We start from the raw sequence: 24052 nt of genomic DNA on the forward strand, positions 1-24052 counted from the left end.
GTCTTCCCCTTGTGAACTGGTACCCGGCGAATGGGCGCGGATCAGGCCCGGGCGCCGCTGGTCGTGAGGTACGGGCAGTGGCCATACGCAGGCGCGTCCGTGTCGATCTTGGTCCGCGCCGCCAGGCGCAGCGCGGCCTGGCGAGGGGTGTCGGCGTGCCGGCGGGCCGTGGTGAACAGGTCGTCGACGAGTCGGCGGGCAAGACGCGCGGAACCGGCCAGTACCTGCTCGGCGGTGGGTGGCCGGTCGGGGCCGAAGAGCAGCTCCATCGAGGCGGAGCCGCCGATGCCGCCGATGAAGTCCGGCACCACCAGCACTCCGCGCAGATGCAGGGCTTGCTCCGTTGTCTCGCTCAGGCCGTAGTTGGCGCCGACGGCCACCGCCGGACAGGGCAGGCCGGCAGCTGATTCCGCGTCGACAGCGTCGGCGCCGGCCGCCAGGACCAATACGTCGGCGGGAACGGCGAGTAGCGACTCGCGTGTCGGCTGCACGTGCTCGGGAGCGAGCTGCGGGACGGGTGTTCCCGGCCTGCTGTGCAGCATCCGGGCCAGGTCCAGCCCCCGTGCATCCGCGACACAGCCGTGCTCGTCGGCGATCGCCACCACCTGCACTGCGTCGTCGAGGAAGGCGTGCGCCGCGGCACGGCCGAGCGTCCCGAACCCCTGCAACGCGACGCGGACGGGTCCGGCCGCGCCTGCGGCACGGGCGCCGCCGATCGCCGCGTGCGCGAGGACGTGCCCCGCCCGCCGCTGGCTGAGCGTCAGCATGCCCACCCGGTCGTCCAGGCGGGCCATGCGCGTGAAGAACTCCTCATCGGTCAGGTGCTGGGCCTTCTTCACGGCGTACTTGATGGAGGGGATGCCGCGGGCGGCGGCGAGCTGCTGGAGGTTGTCCCACCGGGTGCCCATGTCGGAGCCCATGCTGAAGCGATGGTGCAGCTCGTCATGGAGGAACGACAGGAAGCCATCCAACGCCTGCTGCGCACCCGGTGCGCGGGGGTCGTAGTCGATCCCGCACTTGGCACCGGTGACATTGAGCCCGAGGACTTGTTGTTTGAGAGTCATGGCGGAGGCGAGCGCACTCAGTTCGTCCGGGTTCAGGCCTGGCTGCATCCGACAGCCTCCGGCTGCCAGCGAGCCGGAGGTGCTGTCGTACGCCAGCCAGCCACGCACCCCATGGGCGGAATCCTCGTAGCTGAGGATCTGTGTCATGGTGTTCCTCTCACCGTTGGTGGGTGTCGCTCATGCAAGGAGGGCCAGGACGTCGCTGGTGGTGATCAGCGCTTCGGGCAGGCCGCCGGCGACGGCGACGACAGCGCCATCGCGGTCGAGGGTGTCCATCACGTCTGCCAGCAACTGGCCGACGCCGACGACCGGCAGGGGCGGGGACATATGGGCGGCGACCTTGTCACCGGGGCTCAGGCTGCCCTGGGCCAGACCGCGGGCGAGGCCGGAATCGGTGAGGACACCGCGGATCTCGGGCAGCCGTACCGGAGGGCTCGCGTCGGCCACGAGGAGATGGGCCACTGCCCGCTCTCGCATCAGCTTCACGGCGCCCGCCACGCTCTCGGCGGGGTCCACGAACATCAAAGGGCGGCCGTGCCCGCGGCGCTCCAGCAGAGCACCGACCCGGATCCCTGACCCGGGCTGGTCGGTGAAGCCGAAGCGCTGAGTCCATTCGGCACTGAAGATCTTCGACAGGTATCCGCGGCCGGAATCGGGGATGAGCACCACGACGACGTCCTTGGGTCCCAGGCCGCGGGCCACGGCCAGCGCCGCAGCCACGGCCATGCCCCCCGACCCGCCGGTGAGGATGCCCTCTTCGCGGGCGAGCCGCTGGGTCATGCCGATGGAATCCTGATCGGACACCGCGATGATGTCGTCCGCCACTTGCGGGTCGTAGGACCGGGGCAGCGAGGGCTGGCCGACTCCCTCGACGACATAGGGACGCCCGGTGCCGCCGGAGTAGACCGAACCCTCCGGATCGGCGCCGACGATCCGCACGCGTCCCCGGGAGACCTCCTTCAGATAGCGGCCGGTGCCGGAGATGGTGCCCCCGGTTCCGACGCCCGCGACGAAATGGGTGACCCGTCCTTCGGTCTGCGTCCAGATCTCCGGACCTGTGGTGTGGTAGTGCGAGTCGGGGTTGGCCGGGTTGGCGTACTGGTTCGGCGAGTACGCCCCGTCGATCTCGGCGGCCAGCCGCGCGGCGGTGCTCCGGTAGGAATCGGGATGGTCGACGGGGACCGCGGCCGGACAGACCCGCACATCGGCGCCGTACGCCCGCAACACCGCGATCTTGTCGGCGGAGACCTTGTCGGGGCAGGTGAACACGCATCGGTAGCCGCGCTGCTGGGCAACGAGGGCCAGGCCGACCCCGGTGTTCCCCGACGTCGGCTCCACGATGGTGCCGCCCGGGCGCAGCAGGCCCGCCTCCTCGGCGGCCAGGACCATGCGCAGCGCAATACGGTCCTTGGCCGAACCGCCGGGGTTGAAGGACTCCAGCTTGGCCACGATCGTCGGTGCCAGGCCCTTGCTGACGTGCCGCAGCCGCACCAGGGGAGTGTCGCCGATCAGGTCGATGATGGATTCGTGGGCGTGCACAGCGCTACCTTCCGTTCCTGCCGCCATGGCCTTGCCCGGCCGGCGAACCCTTGCCCGTGCGCCGGTAGGCACTGGCGAACTCCAGGCTGGTGCGCACCTCGATCACGGCCGGACCTGCGCAGGCGAGCGCCTTGGCCAGTGCCGGCTGGACGTCCGCCGGAGTGCGCACCGTCAGTCCCAGGGCGCCAAAAGATTCGGCCAGCGCCGCGAAGTCGGGGTTGGCCAGATCGGTGGCGATGGTCCGGCCGGGGAAGTCCTTGTCCTGGTGCAGCCGGATCGTGCCGTAGCTGCTGTTGTTGGAGATGAGGTACACCACCGGCAGGCGGCGGGCGCAGGCGGTGATCAGTTCGCCTCCGTTCATGAGGAACCCACCGTCGCCGACCACGGCCACGGTCGGTGTCGTGGGGTTGCGCAGCGCAGCGCTCACCGAGGCGCCGACAGCGAACCCCATGGAGCTGGAGGAGATGCCCAGCAGTCGGCCTCTCTCGCCGAACCGCAGATGGCGGTAGGTCCAGCTGGTGAAGGTGCCCGAGTCGACGACCACGGTGACCTCCCCGCCGGTCAGCTCGTCCAGAGCCGCGATCACGCCTCCGAAGACCACACCGTCGTCAGCCTGTACGGGATGCCAGACGGCCTTTTCCACCTCGAGCTCGTGCAGCTCGGCCATCCACTGCGACCGGCCCCCGCCCGGGTCGTCGGCTGGCCAGTGGGCCAGTTGGTGCATGAACGCCAACGGATCGGCCGCGACGCCGACCGCCGGCTGGTGGAAAAGACCGATGCGCCCAGCGTCGGGATGGACGTGCACCAACGGCTGAGCCGCGGTCGGGAACCGGCGGCGCTTAGTGGTGCTGTTGTCCAGCCGTGTGCCCACCGCCAGCACCAGGTCGGCCCGGTCGAAAGCGGCGAACTGGCTCGCCTGGGTGTTGTTGTGCAGATGTCCGGCGTAGGCGCCATGCCGGTTAGGCAGCAGATGCTGGTTCTTGTTGCTCGTCACCACCGGCAGTTGGTGACGTTCGGCCGCCTTGCGGATCACCGCACGGCTCTGGGCGCCCTCCAGCCGAGAGCCGACCAGCAGAAGCGGGCGGCGGGCCGCGGCGAGCAGGTTCCGTATCCGGTCGGTGGTGTGCGGATCGGGGATGGACGGCCCGCAGACCGTGCGTCGGCAAGGGACCTCCGTCCCGCCGGGCAGGCGCCAGACGTCCTCAGCCACGGCCAGCACCACGGGACCCGGCGTTCCGGACTCGGCCACACGGAATGCCCGGGCCACGAACTCCGCAGCGGCCGTGGGCTCCTGAAGCCGCCAGACCGCCTTGGCCATGCCGCCGAAGTGCCGCCCCAGATCGATCCCCTGGAACGGCTCACGATCCGCTTCCGGCACCGGCACATCACCGACCAGCAGGACCAGGGGCGAGGCGTCCTCGGCTGCGGCGTGCACCGCCACCGCCGCATTGGCGGCCCCCGGCCCGCGGCTGACCAAACAGACGCCGGCCCGCCCGGTCAGCTTCGCGTCGGCCAGGGCCATGAACGCCGCCGACCCCTCGTGCCGGCAGGTCACCACATCGATCTGCGACACGTCGTACAGCGCATCGAGAAGAGGCAGATAGCTCTCTCCCGCCACGCAGAACACACGGTCGACGCCGTGTCCGCTCAGGCCGGCCGCCACGGTATGCGCCACAGTGGACAGCTGTTCGCCCCGGCCGGTGGTCACTGCTGTCGACACGCTCGGTCTCCTCGACACATGGGGGATGGTGACCCGGCCGGCTCAGGCAGCCGACGGAGGCAGGTATGCGGCAGTCGCGGTCTGCGGCGGATAGATGATGGCCGAGTCGTCGAAGCTCTGCTGGTACTTCTGGTACTGCAGCAGCGCCAACTCCGGGGCGTTGTGGTGCCAGTGCGCGGGGCCGCGCTCGAAACGCAGCGGCCCGCGCCAGGTGGGGAACTCCATCGTCTCCAGCGCGTCGAGGAGATCCTCACGGCTGTCGGAGCGGGCCGCGTCCAGTGCGGCGGCGATGATGGTGACGTCCGTGAAGTGCGTCAGCGCGGTGTCCGGCGGGAAGGCGCCGTAGCGCTCGACGTAGCGGTCGATGAACCACCGCCCGATGTCGGTGAGCCCCTCCCAGGACGGCCGGTAGCGCATGGCCGGCCACATCGTGCCGACCCCGTTCTCGCCGCTCAGCCGCCAGAAGTCGTCCGAGCGCAGCGGGAACCCGAAGGTGACCATCATCGGGATGCCGGGCCGCAGTCCCACTTCGGCCGCCTGCTCGACGATCATGTAGTTGGTCTTGATGACGGCGCCGTTGATGAACAGGTCCGGCTTGAAGTCCTTGATGGCCCGCAGCTCGTGACGGAAGTCAATGGTGTCGTCCTGGGGGAAGTCGAACCGCAGGAACTCCATGCCGTGGCGCTGGGTGCCGTACTCGACCAAGGTGTCGGCCATCTGCGCCCCGAAGACGGTGTCTGCCGCGAGCAGCCCGATCCGTCGCATCCCCTGGGAGGCCGCGAAGTCGAGCATCACCGGCACACGGTCGGCTATCGAGAAGTACGAGCGGAAGACGTTGCGCCGCTTCTGGGCTGTGATCAGGCTGTGCCCGTTCTCGACGAAGATCGGCAGATCGTAGCGGCTCGCCACGTCGACGACCCACGGAGTGGTGCGCAGATGCCACTGCCCCATGGCGGCCACGACACCGTCCACCAGGGCGAGCTTGGTCATCTGGGCCGCCGACGACCTCGCCATGCCCTCCTGCGCGGCCGTGGCCTGGTCGTCGTAGAGGACGAACTCGATCTGCCGCCCGCCGCGAGTACCGCCGTGCTCACGCACGTACTCCGCGCCCAGGAAGGCGCCACGGGTGACCAGCTCGCCCGCCGTGGGATCGCCCGGCTCGTTCAGCGGGGTGACGATGCCGATGCGGACCGGATTCGCGCCCGCCTGCTTGTTGACCTGCTCGATATTGCTCCGAGCACGTTCCTCGTGTGTGGTTTGGGCACTGCCCACGGGATTCCTCCTGCTGTCGGTGCGAATGTTCAGATGCCGAACTCGGACCGGTACGGGGCGAACCGCTCCTCGAAGTCCCTCTCGGTGAGACCGAAGTCCTCCAGGGCATAGGTGTGACGGCCGGTTGTCGCATCGTTCTCCGCCGCAATGAAAGCGGTCATGCGGCGACCGGCCTCAGCAGTCAGCGGTACTCCGATGTAGTCGCACACACGCTCGGCGGCACCGAGTGGATCGCCCACGACATCGCGGAAGTTCAAGTCGAGCGGGGCCGTGGCAGTCGGCCCGGTGCCCCGCCGCAGGCGGTTGAGGGCCTCGGCGGCATAGTCGAGCCAGTAACGGCCGATCTCCTCGCGGTCCACGGCGTCGGAGCGTGCGGCACGCACAGTCGAGGTCAGGCTGCACACACTGGGCACTGCCACGGCGGGCGAGCGGTGCAGACGGATCACCTTGGCATTCGGGTAGACCCGGGCCAGATCCTCGGCGTGCCACAGATGAGAGGGGCACTTCAGCAGCACCGGCGCGCCGGGCCTGCGCCACAGCACGCAGCGCAACTGGTCCTTGTGGAAGCGGTACGCCGGCAGCATGGATTGCCCGCGCAGCCAACGGGAGTAGCCCGGTACGCGGTAGCGCAGCGCATAGATCGAGTGGCGGAAAGAGCTGGCGGTCAGCCGATGACACTCCTCGGGCAGCTGCGCCTGCAGCAGATGGATGGACCTGAAACCCGGAGCCGCCCGGTAGTACTCCTCGATGTACGCCTCGCACGCGGCGATGAGGTCATCGGGCTCCTCGGCGGCGGCAGGCGCCATCGTTTCCCACAGCGCCGGGGAGCGCAGGTCCGGGTGCTGGGCGAGCAGGTGCTGCAGGAACGTGGTCCCCGTGCGCAGCAGACCTGTGATGAACACCGGACGGATGGGAACGCTGCTGATCTCGGGCACGGCCGCCGTCATGTGCCGGACACGGATCTGCGTCACCAGAGCGGACACCAGAGCGGCCCGCGTGCGCGCACGACCCTGGTCGTGCAGCCGCGCCTCGCTGTCGATAGCCCTGGTCAGTTCCGTGAGATCCGGCACGAAACGCAGCGGCGTTCCCCCGTCGTCGTCCGCGATGCAACGCGCTTCGGCCACCAGCGAGGCCGGATCGAGATCCATACGATTCACCGACGAACGATCAGACGTGTCCAAAACCATGCGCTCCTGCCTTCCGGCGGATATTTCGCTCAGCGAATGGGAGCCCGGGTAACGCCGACCTGGCAGACACTGCCGAGCCGGAGCCGGCCCGGCCGCCGATGACTTTTAGGGGAAATTCCATGCAGAGGATCCCCTGCCATTTGCGCAATCTCATTGCCCCGACGCTTCAGCATCGACAGGCTCATGCTAGATGGCTGCGCCTGACATGCCGCTGACGCACAACTGACCTTGTTGGAGCCCAGAAAGCCTTGTGGAGCGCTCGGCAGTTGTGCGATAACTGACGTAATGCTGAGGCGCCATGGTCCGACAAGAACGGAGGTGGGCATGGCTACCGTCACAACAGAATCCGACAGGGCACTCGAAGCCATTCAGCGATATACAGTCGCAGATAATCCGAGTGCCTTCCTCGCGGTCAACAGCGGGAACAGCTATTTCGAATCGGATGACTCGCCGGGAGTCATCGTGTACCGCACCGCAGGAAGGTACCTGGTCCAGTTGGGTGGACCGTTCGCACCGGCCGACACCCGCGCACGCCTGCTCCAGGAATTCGTCACCTTCGCGAACGAACAGAGCCGCCAGATCGTGACCGTACAGCTCCAGGGCGCCGACGCGGATCCTTATCTCGCCCAAGGTTTCACGGTCAATCAGATCGGCGCCTCGTACGCCATCGACCTTGAGGGTTTCTCCCTGCGCGGTACCGCGTTCATGCAACTGCGCAACAAGATCTCCCGCTCGCTGCGCAGCGGTCTGAAGATCAGCGAAGTCCCGCTCGAACCGTGGTACGACCAGATGCGGGAGCTGGACAAGAGCTGGCTGGGGACCAAGGGCGAGGGCACGAAGCCCCTCGAGTTCCTGATAGGCCAGTACGGCGGCGAGCACCAGCCGTTGCGTCGGCTGTTCGTCGGCGTGCTGGACGACAAACTCGTCGGCTACATCACCTACTCACCCGTCTACGGTGCGCAGGCCGGCTGGCTCCACGACCTGACACGGCGCCATCCCGACTCGCCCCCCGGGGTGATGGAGGCGATCAACAAGACGGCCATCGACACCTTCAAGGCCGAGGGCACGCGCTACCTCCACTTCGGATTCACGCCCTTCACGTCGCTGCAGGTGCGACCGCAGCTGCCCGGGCACAGCGAGGCCTTCCACTGGTTCATGGGACACCTGTGGCAGTTCGGCGAAGGCGTGTACCCGGCGCAGACCCAGCTCGCCTACAAGGAGAAGTGGGCCCCCGACATCATCCTCCCGGAGTACGTCGCCTTCCAGAACGGGGCGAGCATTCCGGCACTCGTGCACATCTTCCGTGCTTGCAACGCGGTGTGACCACGCGCGCTCTTCGCCAAGTCCCGAGACGACGAACGGGGTATTCAGAGATGTCCGACCGGATCGACTCCGCTGGGCAGCACGTCTTCGAACTGTTCGGAGCGGTGGCCGCGGCTCCCGACGACGAAGCGGCGGGAGCAGCCGCCGACGCAGCACTCGCCGAACTCGACGCGCTGCTGCGCGCGGCGGCGATCGAGTCCGTGCCCGAGTGAGCACACCCGTGAGCGCACCAGGCGGGGGCCTCGCCGGGATCCCCCGGGGCTGTCGGACTCAGGCCGAGGACCCCCGCTTGGTGCGCTCCACCGCTTCCCACAGGTACCAGCACGCCACCGTGCGAAACGGACGCCACCGCGCACCGCGGGTCTCGATCTCCTCGCGCCCGGCAAGAGCCGCCTTCCCGAAGGCGATCGAGAAGCCGTTGCGAATGCCGTAGTCGTCCACCGGCAGCACGTCCGGCCGGCCCAGACGAAACATGAGGAACATCTGCGCGGTCCACCGGCCGATGCCGCGCACCGACGACAGGCACTGGATTACTGCCTCGTCGTCCATCCCCCGGATCGCCGCCAGCTCCGGCAGCACACCGGCATCCACCTTGTGCGCGAGGTCGCGCAGCGATGCCAGCTTCGGTCGTGACAGACCCGCGGAGCGCAGCTGTTCGTCGGAGGCGCCGAGGATCTGCTCGGGCAGCAGGCCCTCGCTCGAATCGGGAAACAGCGCACGGACACGGCGGTGGATCGTCGCCGCCGCCTTGTTCGACAGCTGCTGGTGGACGACGGCCTCGGCGAGCGCGCCGAAAACGCTGGCCGCCTCGTTGAGCGGCATGGCGAACGGACCGGTACTGTCGATGAGGTCGGCGAGCGCGGGGTCCGAGGCACGCAGATACGCGACCGCGGTGACCGGGTCGAAGGGGTAGGCGCCGGCCGGACCGCCGGCCTCGGCGGGGCGTTGCGCACCGGCACGTTCGATCGCCAGCAGGCCCAGTTTCGTGGTGACGCCGCCGCTCGCGGAGAAGCCGCCGGGTTTGCCGCCCGCGGCCACCACGCGATGGCAGGGAACGATCAGTGCGAAGGGATTACGGGCGAGCGCCTGGCCCACGGCGCGTGCCGCACCCGACTTCCCCATCCGCTCGGCCACCGCCGCGTAGGTGAGGGTCTCACCGGCCGGAATGGCCCGGGCGGTGTCGTAGACACGGCGGCGGAAGGGCGGCACCCCCGACATGTCCAGATCGACAGAGGCCAGGTCCCCCGGCTCGCCGCGCAGATGCCGCACCACAGCGGTGATGGCACCGCGCACGTGAGGCGGCGGCGTACTCTCCAGCCCCCCGGGAACCATGCTCAGCAGCCGCTCGTGGGTACGGGCCCGGTCGGCTTCCGGCAGCTGCAGGCAGGTGACGCCGTGCTCGCTCCAGGCGATCCCGCAGGTGCCGACGGCGGTGTCGAAAAGGGTGAATCCACAGTTCATCCAACGCGTTCCTTTCGCATTTCTGCCCGTGCGGGGGCAGGCCCGAGCAGGCCGGCCAAGAATGCAGCAGTGCGACGGCGGTCCAGCACAAACACATGCTGGACCGCCGCCGCACTGTTCACTGCAGGCCGTCAGGCCGCACAGATGCAGAACTCGTTGTCGTCCAGGTCCTTCAGAACTACCCAGCCGTCATGGGAGGCGACTTCGGTGGCACCGAGGCCCTTGACGCGCTTCACCTCACCGTCCAGGTCGCCGGTGAAGAAGTCCAGGTGCAGTCGGTTCTTGCCCTGCCGCTTCTCGGGGACCAACTGGAGCGACAGGCCGGACGCTTTCTGCTCCGGGTCCTCGAAGTACACCGTGGAATCGTCGGACGACGAAACCTTGTACCCGGTCACCGCCTGCCAGAACTCAGAGGCGCGCTTCAGGTCGTTGGTGTCAACACAGACGTTACCGATCTGGATGGCCATCTCTTGTTTCTCCTATTGCGGATTAACTCCGTGCGGACAGCAGTCGGTTGTCTGGCATGCCAGACAACCGACTGCTGCAGGTATGTGTGACACGGCAAACTACAGGATGCGGGGAGCCTGTGCACGCAGAAGATCGATTGCCTCCGGGATCCCCATGTATTTCAGCCGAGATTCGGCCAGTTCGTCATTCCAGCGGGCCGCGAGGTCCCATCGCGACTGCGGAGTGGTATCGAGCATCCGGCACCCCGGGAACAGCTCGAAGTCCGTCAGCAGTTCCCGGTGCTGGAGCATGCCTTCCTGGAAGAGTTCCTCGCGGTGCATGACGAACTCCCGGTCGTTGATCTCGCCCCACAGCGCGCGGCCGCGGTGCAGGACCCCCATGATGTGCTCGCGGTCCTCCGGGTGCTCGAGCAGGTGTTCGCGCACGATGGAGCTGCCGACCGCGAGATGGCGGATCTCGTCGATCGCGGCGCCGCGGGCGATCTCCCCGGCGACCGGATCGAGCACCCCCCACTTGCGTTCGCTCAGTTCGGTGGAGGCGGCCAGCACCCCTTCGATGATGACCGCGAACGCCACGACCCCGCCGATGAAGTCCTGCTCCTCCCGCGTCACCTGCTGCGCGAACTCTCTGATCGGCCGCAGGACCTGCTGCTCGTAGTCCGCGCCGACCTCGCGGATCCACGGCATCAGCTCGCCCCGGGGCACGCCGAGGTCGACCAGATGGTTGCGGAAGATCATGTGGTGCCGCGCCTCGTCCAGCAGCTGGGTGGAGAAGAACTCCAGCTCGGCAGTGCCCGGCGCGGTGGCCACGTAGTCCGCCAGCACCTTGGTGGCGGACTCCTCGTCCAGCGCCCGGTAGGCCAGCTCCAGCCGGAGCGCCTCGCGCAGGGGACCGGGCTCGCGCATGTGGTCGGGCGTGCGGGCCGACGGCGAGTACCCCAGCGGGCGGTTGCGCAGGGTGCCCTGGGCCACGGCGGAGAACCAGTACGCCAGGTCGCACTGCTCGACCGTCAGCGCAAGCGAGCCGGCGCCCTCCAGCAGGCCGGGTGCCTCGTCCCAGTCCGCCTCGACAGGTATGTCAGCGGTCATCGCAGTTCACTCCTTGTCCTTGGGTGTGCGGGTGTCCAGGGCCGCAAGCCCCTCGTGCCACAGCTGCCCGGCGAAAGCCAGCAGCGGAGCCCCCTGGCCCGCGTCCCCGGCCAGCACCTCCGCCGTCAGCAGATGGTGATCCCCGATCTCCTGGTCCCCGGTCAGGGCGCACGCCATGTGGGCCAGGCAGCCGTCGATCAGCGGCGCGCCTGTCATGTTGTCCGTGGTCCACTTCACGTCGGCGAACTGCGCGTCGCCCCGGTGCCGGCCAGGAACGGCGAACTGCCGTGCCAGGGACGCCTGTTCACTGGACAGAACATTGACTGAAAACACACCCGCCTCGCGGGCCAGTGCAGTAAACGCGGAAGAGGACCGCAGGCAGGCGCCCAGCAGCAACGGTTCGCGGGAGATGGCCACCACGGCGCTGACAGTGGTGCCGTGCCGCACACCGTCGTGGTTGACGGTCAGCACGGTGATGCCCGAGGCGAAGCGGCGCAGCGCCCGGCGGCCGGCCTCGGAGCCGGCGCCCTGGATGCCGCGGGCCGTGGCCACCGCCGCGGCGGCGGGTGTGGAATTCACAGTCCGGCTTCCTGTGCGACGCCGGGTGTGTGCTCGGCGACGGCCGGCCCGGGCACCCGGCTTCCGGCGCCGGCGGTGCGTGCGCGCATCTGCGCAGTGATCCTGTCGTACAGGGGATCGGCGACCGGCTCGAAGGGCAGCCCGAAGGGCTTGAGGAAGTTGCCGAACAGTCCGCGGTCCCCAAGGACGTGGAACGGGATCGCCAGCAGCGCCCACTCGGGCCCCGCCAGCCACAGCCACAGCCCCACTACAGCACCCTGGGTGACCAGACTGTGCATGCTGTTGTACAGCACGTAGTAGACCTTGGAGATGCGCCCGTCGGTACTCCGGCGGAAGGCGATGGCGCCAGGGATGTAGCCGATGAGGTCGATGTAGGCGAACAGCGCGATGAAGGGGATCCAGCGGATCTCTCCGAAATGAACGATGATCAGTACGATCGACAGCGCGAAACCCACGAGATACTCCGCCCGGTGCAACCGGAACGTATTGGGTGTCTCGAACGGGTTCTTTTGATCCACGGTTCCCTCCATAAATCAGCACGTGGCCAGCGGACACAAGGATCAGGAAAGGTGCAGCGGGTTTCCCTCGAAGTAATCGACCAATTGCGTCGCAAGGCTTCCGCGAGAGGGCGGGTGGAAGGCCAGCGCCCGCACCGCGGAGGCGAGGTAGGCGACGTCGGGGGAACCGACGAAGGCCATGCCGCCGAGCATCTCCGTCGCGGCGTCGACGGCGGCGGCGAGCAGATCCTGCGTCGCGTAGCGGGCCACCAGGACCAAGGCGACCGCCTCGTCGCCCTCGACCCCGCCCGCGATGGCGCGAGCGGCGCCTTCCTGCAGGTCCACGGCCGCCTGCAGACGCACCGCGAGAGCGGACCGATCGCTCTCGCTTCCCCGGCGGGCCTGGAGCACCCGGCTCACCAGCGTCGCCGCCACACCCGTGTACGCGGAGGTGACCAGCAACTCGAACCACGTGAAACCGGCCGTCTGGAGATCATCGAGCCGGCGCTGGTCCTCCGGAGTGCTGCCGATGACCAGCTCCTGCGGCACCATCACATCCGTCAGCCGCACCAAGTCGCTCTGTGCGGCGGCGAGTACCGGCGTCGCCCAGAACGGTTCGACGGTGATACCGGGGGAGTCCGCCGGGATGAGCAGCAGGGCCAGACTCTGCCGGCCCTCCTCGTCGGTGATCGCGACACTGGCGGTCAGCAGGTCCATCGACCGCGAAAGGCTGCACGGCTTCTTCTCGCCGTTGACCCGGTAGCCGTCGCCGACCGGCTCGGCCACCACCGAGGGCAGCAGGATGTTCTGGTCCGTACGCCCCTCCGCCCACGCGGAGGACAGCAGCAGCCCGTCCGTGGCGATGGAGGCCAGCAGCTTGGTCTGGGCGGGGGTCAGACGGTCGGCCGTCTCCGCCAGACTGAAGAGCATGGCCACGGTGAAGTGGTGCATGACCGTCGCCACCCCGAGTGAGGGTGACAGCGCCCCGAGGGCTCGCTGCGCGCGGGCCGCGCCCACCGGATCGGCCTCCTGCCCGCCGTACGCCCTGGGCACCAGCAGCCCCGCACCGCCGTGGGCACGAAATATCTCCAGCACCCGGCTGTCCGCAGCTTCACGTTCCGCCAGCGGAATGGCCTCGAGGGCCGCTGTCAAACCCGGATGGAATTTCTCACACGACTCGTGCGCGGAGTCAAGAAATCGCATCGCCGCGCCCTCCTTGAGCGATGTATGCATGGACGGGACGGCCGTCACAAAGGACTATGCCAGCAGGCGACTGATATCGGGCTGACGTTCAACTGACCCTGAAATCGGCCGCACGGGCATTGCGGCTGTCAGCGCCAGGTCAGCGGGCACGTCATATTCTCGGTGAAATGAATCTTGGTGAAAGGGAAATCCTGGCGCACGCAGCCGGGCAGGCCATGGACTACCTGGCCGGGCTGCCTGAGCGGCATGTGGGCGCCACCGCCGGGGCCGACGAGCTCATGAAGCTGCTGGGCGGACCGCTGCCGGAGCGGCCGGCGTCGCCCACCGAGACCATCGACCTGCTAGGACGGGCCGCGGCCGAGGGCGGTGTGGTCGCCAGTTCCGGCCCCCGCTATTTCGGCTACGTCGTCGGCGGCACCCTGCCCGTCGCGATTGCCGCCGACTGGATCACCACTGCCTGGGACCAGAACAGCGGGATCTTCGACCTCGGGCCCGCCGTGGCGACCGCCGAGCACATCGCCGCCGGCTGGCTCATCGACCTGCTCGGTCTGCCCGCCGACACCTCCGTCGGTTTCCCCACCGGCTGCGCGATGGCACACGTGACCGCACTGGCCGCAGCACGCCACCACGTCCTGGCCGCGGCCGACTGGGACGTGGAACGCCGCGGCCTGCAAAGCGCCCCGCCCATCCACATAGTCGTCGGCGAGCAGCGCCATCTGACGATCGACCTCGCGCTACGCTACCTCGGCTTCGGCACCGACCAGGTGCACGTCGTGCCCTCCGACGGCGAAGGCCGGCTGCGCGTCGAGGAGCTGGAACACGTCCTGGCCGACTGCCACGGGCCCACCATTGTCTGCGCACAGATGGGCGACGTGAACTCGGGAGCCATCGACCCCGTGGGCGACATCAGCGACATCGCCCACCGCCACTCCGCCTGGGTACACGTGGACGGTGCGTTCGGCCTGTGGGCCGCGGCCAGCCCCGCCCTGCGCCATCTGGTGGCCGGGGTCGAGCGCGCCGACTCATGGGCGACCGACGCGCACAAATGGCTGAACGTGCCGTACGACTGCGGACTCGTCTTCGTGGCCCACCCGCAGGCACATCAGGCCGCGATGCTGCACACACGTGCCGACTACCTTCCCGCCGGAGTCCCGGGAGAGCGCGACCCGATCGAATGGGTCCCCGAGCTCTCCCGCAGGGCCCGCAGCCTGCCGGTCTGGGCGGCCCTGCGCACCCTGGGCCGCACCGGGGTGGCCGACATCATCGACCACTGCTGCGCCAACACCCGCCGCTTCGTCACGAAGCTGGAGTCCCTGCCGCAGGTCCAGATCCTCAACGACGCCGTGCTCAACCAGGTTCTGGTGCGCTTCGGCGACGACGACACCCTCACCCGCAAGGTCATCAAGCAGTTGCAGACCGGCGGCGTCTGCTGGTTCGGGGAGACGACCTGGCACGGCGTGCTGGCGATGCGTATCTCCGTCACTTCCTGGCGCACGACGGAATCGGACGTCGACCGGACCGTCGAGGAGATCGGCAAGACGCTGGCCCGGGTGAGGGGCACCGCCTCCGCACCGCCGCCCCCCGCCACCGGTTCCGCGTGAGCCGACCGCCCCGCCCGACCCGACTCAACGATCTCCACCGAGAACCGATGGAACTGAAGGGGCTCGTCGTGTCCAGGATCTTCGCTTCGTTCGCCGCCAGGGCCACAGACTCGGAACTGGCCGCCGCCTCCAGCCGCCAGGCCCACGGAGGACGCGACGGCAGAGGCATCGCGAAGGGCCGGGGGTGGGCACTGGGCTGCAACCGGCTCGCATCCACCGACCCCGAAACGGGCCGTCAGCCCTACAGGCTGCCCCATCTGCCAGGGATCGTCGCGGTACTCGACGGGGAGATCTACAACCACCCCAGCCTGCGGCGCCGCCTGAGGGCCTGCGGTCACCGCCTCGTCGACCGCTGCGACGGCACCCTGCTGCCGGCGCTCTACGCCGAGTACGGCACAGGCTTCGCGCAGCACCTCGAGGGGATGTTCGCGATCGCCCTCATCGATCTGCGCGCCGAGCCCAAACTGGTCCTGGCCACCGACGAACAGGGCATGAAGACCCTGTACTACCACACCAGTGCCGAGGGCAAGGTGCACCTCTCCTCCGAGCTGCCCGGACTGCTGGCCTTCTCCCAGGTTCCCGCGCAGGAGCGGGAAGCAGGCCTGGACGAATACCTGACGACCGGAACCTGTCTGGGCAACCAGACCATCCTCAAAGGCATCAGGACCCTGCCGCCCGCAGCGCTCGCCGTGGCCGGCGGCGGCAGTGGCCTGCGCGTGTGGCGGCGGTCTTCTCTCGCACGGCCCGCCGCGGTGACACCGCGCGAGAGCGCACTCCAGGAAGAGGTCGGCCGACTCGCCCGCACCCATGTGCCGGTCTGCTCCGTGCTCACCAACGAACCCGGCTCCCGCCTGCTCACCGCGGTGGCGGCCCGGCACCAGACAGAGGCCGAGGCCGCGCCCCTGAACAGTTTCCACGTCTCCTACGGCGGCCGGCGGTCCGTCGCCGAACAGACCGCCGCAGGCCTCGTGGCCCAGCGAGGCGGTGCCCTCCACCACAAGGTCATCATCAGCCCCGCTGAACTGCCCGAACTGCTGCCCCGCACGATCTGGCACCTGGGCCAGCCCCACGCCGATCCCGCCGCGATCACCACCTACGCCGCCTTCCGCGCCGTCAGGCAGGCGGGCTTCACCGTCGCCCTGACCGCAGAGGGGGCCGACCCGCTGTTCGCCGCCACACCGACAGTGCCCTCCCAGGAAGACGCCGCCCGCCGTGACGGCGGCAACTGGATCTCGCCGTACGTCGAGTCACTGGCAGCCGTACCCCGCCCGCTGCGCGAGTCCCTCTACACGGCGGAATACCAGGAGTACCTGCAACTCCTCGGAGCGACCGCCGACCGCCTGGCCGCCTCCCTGGCCTCGGACCCGGCCGACCGGTCCACGGCCGTCACCGACTTCGAGACCGGCCAGCTGTTCCCCGCCCACCTGCGCCGGCTCGACCACCTGAGCGCCGCATGGGCCGTTCAGGCGCGGCTGCCGTTCCTGCAGCCCGCCATGGCGGCCGCCCCGCGCCACGGCTCAGCCGACGCCCCGCGCCGGCCGGCGACACCGTACGGGGCAGGCCGGCAGCTGCTGCCCGAGACACTGCTGCGCCGGCCCCCGGCCGCCCGCACCTGCCCTTTTGAGGCGATGCTCGCGCCGGGCACCCCTCTGATGGAGCTCGCCCACGACACGCTGGCCTCGGGCCGCCTGCGCGGCGACGGCCGACTGGACCCGGCCGCCGTGAAATCTCTGCTCGCCGACCAGTTCCAGGAGCCTTCCGCGAGCCGGGCCAAGGCCCTGTGGGCCCTGCTCGTCTACGAGCTGTGGAACCAGGAGCTGCATGTGCTGCGCCCGGCCCAGCCGCGCGACGACGCGCTGCTGGAATCGGCGCTCGCGGCCGCCTGAACGAACCCGCCCGCCGTGCCGGCACCGCCCACGCCGGGCCAAAACGCACACCTGGGGGGCGCCCCGCACCAAGTGCGGAGCGCCCCCCAGGTGTCTTGGACCCGGTCGCGAGGCCCGGGTCCTGCGGATCAGTTGCTCACCAAAGTGGGCTTGGCCGGCCGGGTCACCACACCCGTCTCCTCGTAGCCGTCGTTGTAGACGAACGCGGTCGGGATCTTCTCGTGGAACTGGTAGTCGGCCTGGATCCGGCCGTCCTCGGCCAACACGACCGTGTTCTGGCCCGCCATCTCCACCTCGGCCGTCTCGTCCGACACCATCACCCAGTTGAACCGGACGAGGTTGTGATGCCCGACGGCGTTGTAGCACGACTGGAAGTGGTAGCCGAGCGGGAAGTAGATGTCGTAGGTGTACTTGATCTGCTCGGTGATCACCTCGTGACCGTGGAACGGGTCACGCCGGTACATGATGTACGTGGCGTCCGGGGTGTACAGCTTCTTGACACCCTCCCGCCTCAGGCCCGGGTCGGGCTCGTTCCACAGCTTGACGTACGCCTCCGCCAGCCGGTTCGGGGTGGGCAGCGTCATGGTGTCCTCCAGGTTGATGGGTGGAGCGGGATATCAGCACGCGATGTGCCGGTGCAGCAGCTGCGCCAGGTCCATCGCGATCCCGGGGCCGTGGTCATGAATGAAGAAGTGGCCGCCGGGAAACTCACGGACGCCGAGGAAGGCGGGGTGGGCGCGTGTCGCCCAGGACCGCAGGGCACCGGGCGCCAGGTACGGATCGTCCCGCCCGCCGTAGGCCACCAGCGGGCAGCCGACCGGGGCCAGGTCGTCCTGGTAGTCGGCGCACACCGCGAGGTCGGCCCGCATGGGCGCGACCACCATCGCCGACAGCTCACGGCTGTCCAGGGCTTCGTCGGGCACGGTGCCCAACTCGCGCAACAGGCCGACGATCCCTTCGTCGGGCCCCTCGGTCAGGTGCCGGCTGTGCATCGAAAAGCCTTCCGGTGCCCAGCCCGACACACCCACGAGCGCGGGTCGTGCCTGTGCGGCGCGATCCATCTCGACGGCGACACGATAGGCGAGCAGCGCTCCCATCGAGTGACCGAACAACGCGTAGGGCCGGTCGTCGAGTTCCTGGGAGATCACCTCGCACAGCGACGTGACGAGCGGCGCGAGCTCGGTGAACGCGGGGTCGTCGACGCGGTCCTGGCGGCCCGGCAACTGGACCCGGCGGCATTCGACGCTCGGCGGCAGAAAGTCGGGCCACCGGCTGTACATCGAGACACCGCCGCCGCTGTAGTGGAAGAGGAACAGCGCCGCCTGCGCGTTGGGGTCGGAGACGGCCGGGCGCAGCCACCCGGCCGAGGCGCCGCCCTTCCGCAGACCCGTGGTCACTGCTGCCCGGCCGGCGCACCGGCATACCGCTCGCGCAGGACTCGGCGCAGCACCTTGCCGGTCGGATTGCGCGGCAGGCTCTCCAGGAACACATAGCCGCCGGGGATCTTGTAGTCGGCGATGCGCCCGCGGAGAAAGACCATCAGCTCGCGTTCGGTCGGCCGGGCCACGTCGGCACGGCACACCACCGCGGCACGGACGACCTCGCCCCAGCGGGGGTCGCTCACACCGAACACCGCGACATCGGCGACAGCGGGATGCAGGCACAAGGCGTGCTCGATCTCCACCGGATAGATGTTCTGCCCGGCGACGATGATCGTGTCGTTGATCCGGTCCCGCAGGAACAGATAGCCGTTGTCGTCGAGGTAGCCGGCATCCCCCATATACAGCCAGTCGCCCACGATCATTTTCCGGGTCGCTTCGGGCTGCTGCCAGTACTCCGTGAAGCGGGCGGGGCTGCGCAGGCAGATACGCCCTGTCTGCCCGGCCGGCAACTCGTTGCCCTCCTCGTCGACGATCTTGACGTCGTTGCCCGGGCACACCCGGCCCGCCGAGGCCATCAGCGGGCTGCCGGGGACGTGTTCGGCCGCTGTCAGGCACGTCACGAAGCTTCCGGTCTCCGCCGAGGCGTAGGCCTGGGCGAGTTCACATCCGAACTCCTTGAGGCAGCGGACCATCAGCTCGTAGTCGATCGGAGAGCCGCCGTAGACGATCTTGCGCAGGGACGCGAACGCCTCCGGGCTCGCCGTTGGCTCGTCCAGCATGATCTGCAGCATCGCCGGTGCCGCCCAGACCGTCGTCACGCGCTCGTCCCGGATGAGCCGTACGGCCTCTTCGGGGACGAACATCCGCATGACCACACTGGTGGCGCCGACGTTGAAGCAGTGCAGGAACCAGGCGTAGCCCCCGGCGTGCAGACCGGGGAAGCAGGTGAGGCTGCGGTCCTCGGGACGCCAGTCGATCCAGTCCAGCCCGTGCCGCTGCATGTTCTCGATGAAGGTGAAGAAGGACCGATGGGGCAGCACCACGCCCTTGGGCAGGCCGGTGGTACCACTGGTGTACATCTGGGCGATCGGATCCTCAGGGTCCGCGTCCAGGCCTGGATCGGTCTCCGGCGCATCGGCCTTCCAGGCCAGGAAACCGGCCGCCCGCTGCTCCGGCTCATCCATCTGCACGATTTCCCGCAGGAACGGCAGTTCGCTTCGCACCCGCTCCACCACATGCAGGAACTCACGCTCCACGAAGAGGATCTCCGCACGCGAGTCACGCAGGATGTGATCCACCTCGGCCCTGATCAACCGCCAGTTGACGGGAACCAGCACCGTCTGGGCCTTCGCACAGGCGATGACGAGTTCGTAGTAGTACTCGGACTCCTTGCCGAGGTAGGCCACCCGGGTCCCGCGGGCCAGCCCGGCGCGCAGCAGCGCGTTCGCGGTGCGGTTGCTCTCCTTGTGCAACTCGCCGTACGTCACCTCCCGTCCCTCGGCGACCAGGGCGGCGACGTGGGGCCGTTGCCGTGCATGCAGGGCGGACCTGGCGGTGATCGTCTTCTTCTCGGGATCGCTCATACCCGCTCCTTCACATCCTGCTTTTCCAAGAACTCCACGAGTTGCTCGATGGAGGGGTGGTCGAAGACGACCTGCGGCGGAAGCGATGTGTGCAGTTCGCTCTCCAGCACACTCCGCAGTTCCGCTGCCGCCAGGGAGTCCATACCGAGGTCCAAGAACGAGATGTCCGCTCCGATGTCGTGCGCGCTGTCCAGCCTCAGCAGCTGTGCGACGGCCTCGCGCAGGAGCGCCTCGGGCGATCCGGACCGCTGTGCCGGCGGCGTCTCGGACCGGCCGGCGGGTCGCTTCCCGGGCACGGGCGCGGGGACCGCGGCCAGTTCCCGAAACGCCATGCCCAGGATCTCCAGGACCGGCCTGTCACCCTCCATCAGCACCGCGTCCGCGAGGAATGCCGTCTCACTGTCGTCCGCCGGCACGATGCGCAGCGCGGCCCGAAGGCGTGCCGCACGGGGCTTTTTGAACACCCGCACCGAGGAGATGCCCACCGACATGTACGACCGGTCACGGTCCACCAGAGCGGCGATCCCCTGCGTGGCCGCGTCGAACAGCGGCGGCGGCAGGTGTTCCGCCTCCCGGATGTCCGCCCCGTTCAGCTCACTGAGCGCGAAGTCCGCTCCATAGCGGAGCACTTGCCCGACACGGGAGAACTGCGGACCGTACTCCAGCCCGGCGGCGCTGTACGCCGCGTGCACCTCCTCCGCGTCCAACCGCCCCTGCGGACGCCCGGATGCGGCTGCGCGGGTCTGGAGGCCCCGGCCGGTGCCGGACGGGACCGCCTCACCCGCCGGGGCGAGCACCGCGGTGGCGTGCCGCCGCTCGGCGGAGCCGTTCTCCCCGACGGCCCGGCTGACGATCTCCACATCGGTGAAGCCGCCGGCCCGTTCGGTACAGCGGGTGCGGACCTCGACCGGCTGGCTGCCGAGGAACAGGGCCTCGTGGAAGCGGATGTCCTGCACGGGCCGTCCGGTGGTGCCGTACACCGCGTCCGTGAGCGCCAGGACCGCTTCGATATAGGCGCCCGCGGGCATGAACGGCCGCCCGCGCAGGGTGTGATCGGCGAGATAGGCCGGGTTGTGCGCGCTGATCCGCGTCACGAACTCACGGACGTCAGCACCCTCATCGCCACGGTGCGTCTCGGTGCCCAGCAGGGGATGCACGCTCGAAGCCGCGCCGAGGCCGTGCCGGCCGATCTGGTCGGGCAGCCAGTACCGCTTGCGGTCGAAGGCGTAGGCGGGCAGGGAGATGCGGCGCCCGCCCCCTGCTTCATGGACGGCCGACCAAGTCACCTGGAGCCCCGCGGTGTACGCGCCGGCCAGCGCTTCGTGGATCGACCGGCCCTCCTCGTCGCGCGGACGCAGGCTGGTGAGCCAGCGGTGCCTGCCGTCCGGCAGGCACCGTTTGGCCAGTGTTCCCAGGGCGGAGGAGGGACCCACCTCGACGAAGACGTGGTTCCCGCGGCCCGCGACCGTGCGGATGCCGGCCTCGAAGTCGACCCTCTCGCGCACGTGGCGCACCCAGTACTCGGCCGTGGACAGCTCCCCAGGGGTGGCCACCTCGCCCGTGAGGCAGGAGACCAGCGTCAAGGACGGCTCCCGGAAGGTGACGTCCGCCAGTGCTTCGCGCAGCGGATCGAGGATCTCGTCCATCAGCGGCGAGTGAAAGGCCGAGGAGACACGCATCTCGGTGACCCTGACTCCCTGGCCGCGAAGCGTCCCGGCGATCTGCTGCACGGACGCGGCACCACCGGAAACGACGCACTGCTGGGGCGAGTTGACGGCGCAGATGTCCACATCCGGCAGTGCGGCCAGCAGCGGACGCACCTCGGAGACGGGCGCCGCCACGGCGACCATGGCCCCGGGCACCGAGACCGACTCGATCAGCCGGGCGCGAGCGACCAGGAAGGCGATTCCGTCGGCCAGGGTGAAAAGACCGGCCACCGTCGCCGCGGTCACTTCGCCGACACTGTGCCCGAGCAGCACATTGGGCCGGACCCCCCAGGACTGCCACAGCCTGGCGACGGCGTACTCCAGCGCGAACAGTGCCGCATGGGTGTACAGGGTCTCGGCGAGCCGCTCCTCGGCGTCCGGGGCCGTGCCGAACATGATCTCGCTGATGGACCTGTGCAGGTGACCGGCGAACAGCCGGTCGCATTCGTCGAGGTGTCGGCGGAACACCGGATAGCGGCGGTACAGCGTCGCGCCCATGCCGGTGTACTGCGACCCGGAACCCGTGAACAGGAGCGCGACCTTGCGCAGGCTGCCCGGGGCGTGTTCACCGTCGGCCAGCTTCTGCGCGTGACGGCCGAGCAGGTCGACCACGTCTGCGGTGCTCCGGGCGACACCGGCGACCCGGTGGTTGAAGTGTGCGCGCCCCACGTTGCGGGTCAGGCACAGATCCGCCACGTCGGTCTGCGGCTGCTCCGCGAGAAAGCTCAGGTGACGTTCGATCTGCCCCGTGAGCGCCGCACCGTTTCTGGCGGAGAGGGTGAAGACGTGCGGCCCCGGTGCCGGCGTGCCGGTACCGGGCCGGGCGGGTGCCTGTTCGAGGACGGCGACGCCGATGGCACCGGCCACGCCGAAGCTGTTGACCATGGCCCGGCGTACCGGTGCCTGCCAGGGCGTGCAGCTGGTCGGGACGCGCACCGGGTACGTCTCCCAGGGAATGCGCCCCGACGGTGTGGAATACAGGTGCGGGTAGTACAGGCCGTCGCGCATCTGCAGGACCACCTTGAGGATCCCGCCGATCCCGGCGACCGGCTCCATGTGCCCGAGGTTCGACTTCACCGAGCCGACGGTGAGCGCCTCTCGGTCCCGGTGAGCGGCGCCGAACACACCGTTGATCGAGCCCATTTCGATGGGGTCTCCCAGCGATGTGCCCGTACCGTGGGCCTCCACGTACTGGATGTCCCCGGGCTCCAGGCCCGCCCGGGCCAGAGCCCGGCGCATGACCGCTTCCTGCGATGTGCCGTTGGGGGCGGTCAGCCCCGCGCTCTCGCCGTTGTGCCCGATGGCGGTCGACCGGACCACCGCCAACACCTGGTCACCGTCGCGCTCGGCGTCGGCCAGGCGCTTGAGCACCAGGACCCCGCAGCCCTCGGCCCGCGCGTACCCGTCCGCGGCGTCGTCGAAGGTCTTGCAGTGCCCGTCGGGCGCCAGCATCCCGCCTTGCGAGAGGATCGCGAAGATCTTGGGGTGGTGCAGAGCGTTGACACCGCCGCACAGCGCGATCCCGCACTCCCCGTCCCGCAGACCCGCCACCGCCATGTGCAGGGCCGTCAGCGACGAGGCGCAAGCGGTGTCCGTCGTCAGGCTCGGACCGTGCCAGCGCAGGAAGTACGACAGCCGCCCGGACAGCGGGTACGCGCCCATGCCCGTGGCGAGCGCCGCATCGAGCTTGTCGTACGGCACCGAGTCCAGCTCCATGGCCTGGTCGAACGGCGTGGCACCGATGTACACACCGCCGTCTCGCACCCCGGCCGGATCGACGCCGGCGTTCTCCAGCGCCTCCCAGGCCGTCTCCAGCAGCAGCCGCTGCTGGGGATCGATGTACTGCGCCTGCTTGGGGGAGATGCTGAAGAACTGAGGATCGAACTCGTCGATACGGTCCAGGAAGCCGCCCCCTGCGGTACGGACCGCTCCCGGCGCGCCGTCACCGTCCGAGGCGAACGCATCGACATCCCATCGGTCCCGAGGCAGCGGACCGATGCCGCTGCCACCAGCCCGCAGAAAGTCGGCGAAACCGTCGAGCGTGTCGTTGCCGCCGGGAAAGCGGAGACCGGCCCCGATGACGGCGACGGCATTCTGCCGGCTGTTCCCGGCCGGCTCAGCCATCTGCATCAGAACCTTCCGGGAAGAGGTCGGCGAGCACGTCGGTCATCAGGTACGCCACCAACTGCTCCGCAGTCGGGTTGTTGAACAGCACGTTGGAACTGATGGAACAGTCCAGACGCTCCTCAAGACGCTGCTTCGCCTCGGTGACACGCAGTGAAGTGAATCCCAGGTCAAAAAAGCTCTCGGTCAGAGGGAACTCTTCATCATGGGTCATGAGAAGCGTGCCCTTGAACTCCTTGACCACGATTTCCTCGAGGGCTTCCGACCGTTCAGACCTTGGTAGTCCGCGAAGCTCGTGTAGAGCAGTACCAGAATCTGTCATGTGCCTTGCCCCTTATTCTGCTCCCGGTCGCCTATGACGTGTGGGTA

Annotated in this window: 20 protein-coding genes; 4 read left to right on the forward strand and 16 right to left on the reverse strand. The window is 69.0% G+C overall.

Annotation, left to right across the window (positions count from 1 at the left end; all coding sequences use genetic code 11):
- Positions 1-41 precede the first annotated feature (41 nt).
- Genes IE258_RS20715 through IE258_RS20735 form a run of 5 tightly spaced genes read right to left on the reverse strand, consistent with a single transcriptional unit; the run spans position 42 to position 6743 of the window.
- A complete protein-coding gene (locus IE258_RS20715; RefSeq protein ID WP_189745592.1) occupies positions 42-1211 on the reverse strand; it encodes a Glu/Leu/Phe/Val dehydrogenase dimerization domain-containing protein in 1170 nt (389 codons plus the stop codon).
- Between the two features lie 30 nt (positions 1212-1241).
- Positions 1242-2603: a cystathionine beta-synthase gene (locus IE258_RS20720; protein WP_189745594.1), complete on the reverse strand. Its 1362-nt coding sequence runs from the start codon at positions 2601-2603 to the stop codon at positions 1242-1244.
- Positions 2604-2607: 4 nt separating this feature from the next.
- Positions 2608-4323, reverse strand: a complete 1716-nt coding sequence (locus IE258_RS20725; RefSeq protein ID WP_229892288.1) for a thiamine pyrophosphate-dependent enzyme — start codon at positions 4321-4323, stop codon at positions 2608-2610.
- A gap of 42 nt (positions 4324-4365) precedes the next feature.
- On the reverse strand, positions 4366-5595 hold the full coding sequence (locus IE258_RS20730) for an ABC transporter substrate-binding protein (RefSeq protein ID WP_189745596.1): 1230 nt from the start codon (positions 5593-5595) through the stop codon (positions 4366-4368).
- A gap of 29 nt (positions 5596-5624) precedes the next feature.
- Complete coding sequence (locus IE258_RS20735) at positions 5625-6743, reverse strand: sulfotransferase family protein (protein ID WP_189745598.1); 1119 nt, start codon at positions 6741-6743, stop codon at positions 5625-5627.
- Between the two features lie 363 nt (positions 6744-7106).
- Between IE258_RS20735 and IE258_RS20740 the strand changes: the two genes are divergently transcribed.
- Both IE258_RS20740 and IE258_RS20745 read left to right on the forward strand, forming a co-directional pair.
- Positions 7107-8105, forward strand: coding sequence for a bifunctional lysylphosphatidylglycerol flippase/synthetase MprF (locus tag IE258_RS20740; RefSeq protein WP_189745600.1), 999 nt, complete (start codon positions 7107-7109; stop codon positions 8103-8105).
- Positions 8106-8155: 50 nt separating this feature from the next.
- Positions 8156-8317: a hypothetical protein gene (locus IE258_RS20745; protein ID WP_189745602.1), complete on the forward strand. Its 162-nt coding sequence runs from the start codon at positions 8156-8158 to the stop codon at positions 8315-8317.
- 58 nt (positions 8318-8375) lie between these two features.
- Here IE258_RS20745 and IE258_RS20750 read toward each other — a convergent pair whose 3' ends face one another.
- The 6 genes from IE258_RS20750 to IE258_RS20775 all read right to left on the reverse strand — a co-directional run bounded on the left by IE258_RS20750 (position 8376) and on the right by IE258_RS20775 (position 13350).
- A complete protein-coding gene (locus IE258_RS20750) occupies positions 8376-9566 on the reverse strand; it encodes a methylated-DNA--[protein]-cysteine S-methyltransferase (protein WP_189745607.1) in 1191 nt (396 codons plus the stop codon).
- A 131-nt stretch (positions 9567-9697) separates the two neighbouring features.
- A complete protein-coding gene (locus IE258_RS20755) occupies positions 9698-10033 on the reverse strand; it encodes a VOC family protein (RefSeq protein WP_189745609.1) in 336 nt (111 codons plus the stop codon).
- Positions 10034-10132: 99 nt separating this feature from the next.
- Positions 10133-11122, reverse strand: a complete 990-nt coding sequence (locus IE258_RS20760; protein ID WP_161378603.1) for a VlmB-like protein — start codon at positions 11120-11122, stop codon at positions 10133-10135.
- A 6-nt stretch (positions 11123-11128) separates the two neighbouring features.
- Positions 11129-11701 carry a flavin reductase family protein gene (locus tag IE258_RS20765; protein ID WP_189745611.1) on the reverse strand — a complete coding sequence of 191 codons (573 nt, stop codon included), beginning with the start codon at positions 11699-11701 and terminating at the stop codon, positions 11129-11131.
- The gene (locus IE258_RS20770) at positions 11698-12219 is read right to left on the reverse strand and encodes a hypothetical protein (RefSeq protein ID WP_189745613.1); all 522 of its coding nucleotides are present in this window, start codon (positions 12217-12219) and stop codon (positions 11698-11700) included. Before IE258_RS20770 ends, IE258_RS20765 begins: the two co-directional genes overlap by 4 nt.
- A gap of 42 nt (positions 12220-12261) precedes the next feature.
- The gene (locus IE258_RS20775) at positions 12262-13350 is read right to left on the reverse strand and encodes an acyl-CoA dehydrogenase family protein (RefSeq protein WP_307851638.1); all 1089 of its coding nucleotides are present in this window, start codon (positions 13348-13350) and stop codon (positions 12262-12264) included.
- Between the two features lie 218 nt (positions 13351-13568).
- On the opposite strand from IE258_RS20775, the gene IE258_RS20780 reads away from it, so the two are divergent.
- Positions 13569-15002, forward strand: coding sequence for a pyridoxal phosphate-dependent decarboxylase family protein (locus tag IE258_RS20780; protein ID WP_189745615.1), 1434 nt, complete (start codon positions 13569-13571; stop codon positions 15000-15002).
- 68 nt (positions 15003-15070) lie between these two features.
- Complete coding sequence (locus tag IE258_RS20785) at positions 15071-16888, forward strand: asparagine synthetase B family protein (RefSeq protein ID WP_189745617.1); 1818 nt, start codon at positions 15071-15073, stop codon at positions 16886-16888.
- Positions 16889-17016: 128 nt separating this feature from the next.
- On the opposite strand, the gene IE258_RS20790 is transcribed toward IE258_RS20785, so the two are convergent.
- The 5 genes from IE258_RS20790 to IE258_RS20810 are packed head-to-tail and all read right to left on the reverse strand — an operon-like array spanning position 17017 to position 23927.
- Entirely contained in the window at positions 17017-17472 is a 456-nt protein-coding gene (locus tag IE258_RS20790) for a nuclear transport factor 2 family protein (protein ID WP_161378597.1), read from the reverse strand.
- Positions 17473-17505: 33 nt separating this feature from the next.
- The gene (locus tag IE258_RS20795) at positions 17506-18285 is read right to left on the reverse strand and encodes a thioesterase II family protein (RefSeq protein ID WP_189745619.1); all 780 of its coding nucleotides are present in this window, start codon (positions 18283-18285) and stop codon (positions 17506-17508) included.
- Positions 18282-19853 carry a long-chain-fatty-acid--CoA ligase gene (locus tag IE258_RS20800; RefSeq protein ID WP_189745621.1) on the reverse strand — a complete coding sequence of 524 codons (1572 nt, stop codon included), beginning with the start codon at positions 19851-19853 and terminating at the stop codon, positions 18282-18284. The genes IE258_RS20795 and IE258_RS20800 overlap by 4 nt, the downstream gene beginning before the upstream one ends.
- The gene (locus IE258_RS20805) at positions 19850-23683 is read right to left on the reverse strand and encodes a type I polyketide synthase (RefSeq protein WP_229892289.1); all 3834 of its coding nucleotides are present in this window, start codon (positions 23681-23683) and stop codon (positions 19850-19852) included. Before IE258_RS20805 ends, IE258_RS20800 begins: the two co-directional genes overlap by 4 nt.
- Positions 23676-23927, reverse strand: a complete 252-nt coding sequence (locus IE258_RS20810; RefSeq protein WP_229892290.1) for an acyl carrier protein — start codon at positions 23925-23927, stop codon at positions 23676-23678. Before IE258_RS20810 ends, IE258_RS20805 begins: the two co-directional genes overlap by 8 nt.
- Positions 23928-24052: the final 125 nt, after the last annotated feature.

The organism is Streptomyces tendae (assembly GCF_014650435.1).
Taxonomy (GTDB): domain Bacteria; phylum Actinomycetota; class Actinomycetes; order Streptomycetales; family Streptomycetaceae; genus Streptomyces; species Streptomyces tendae.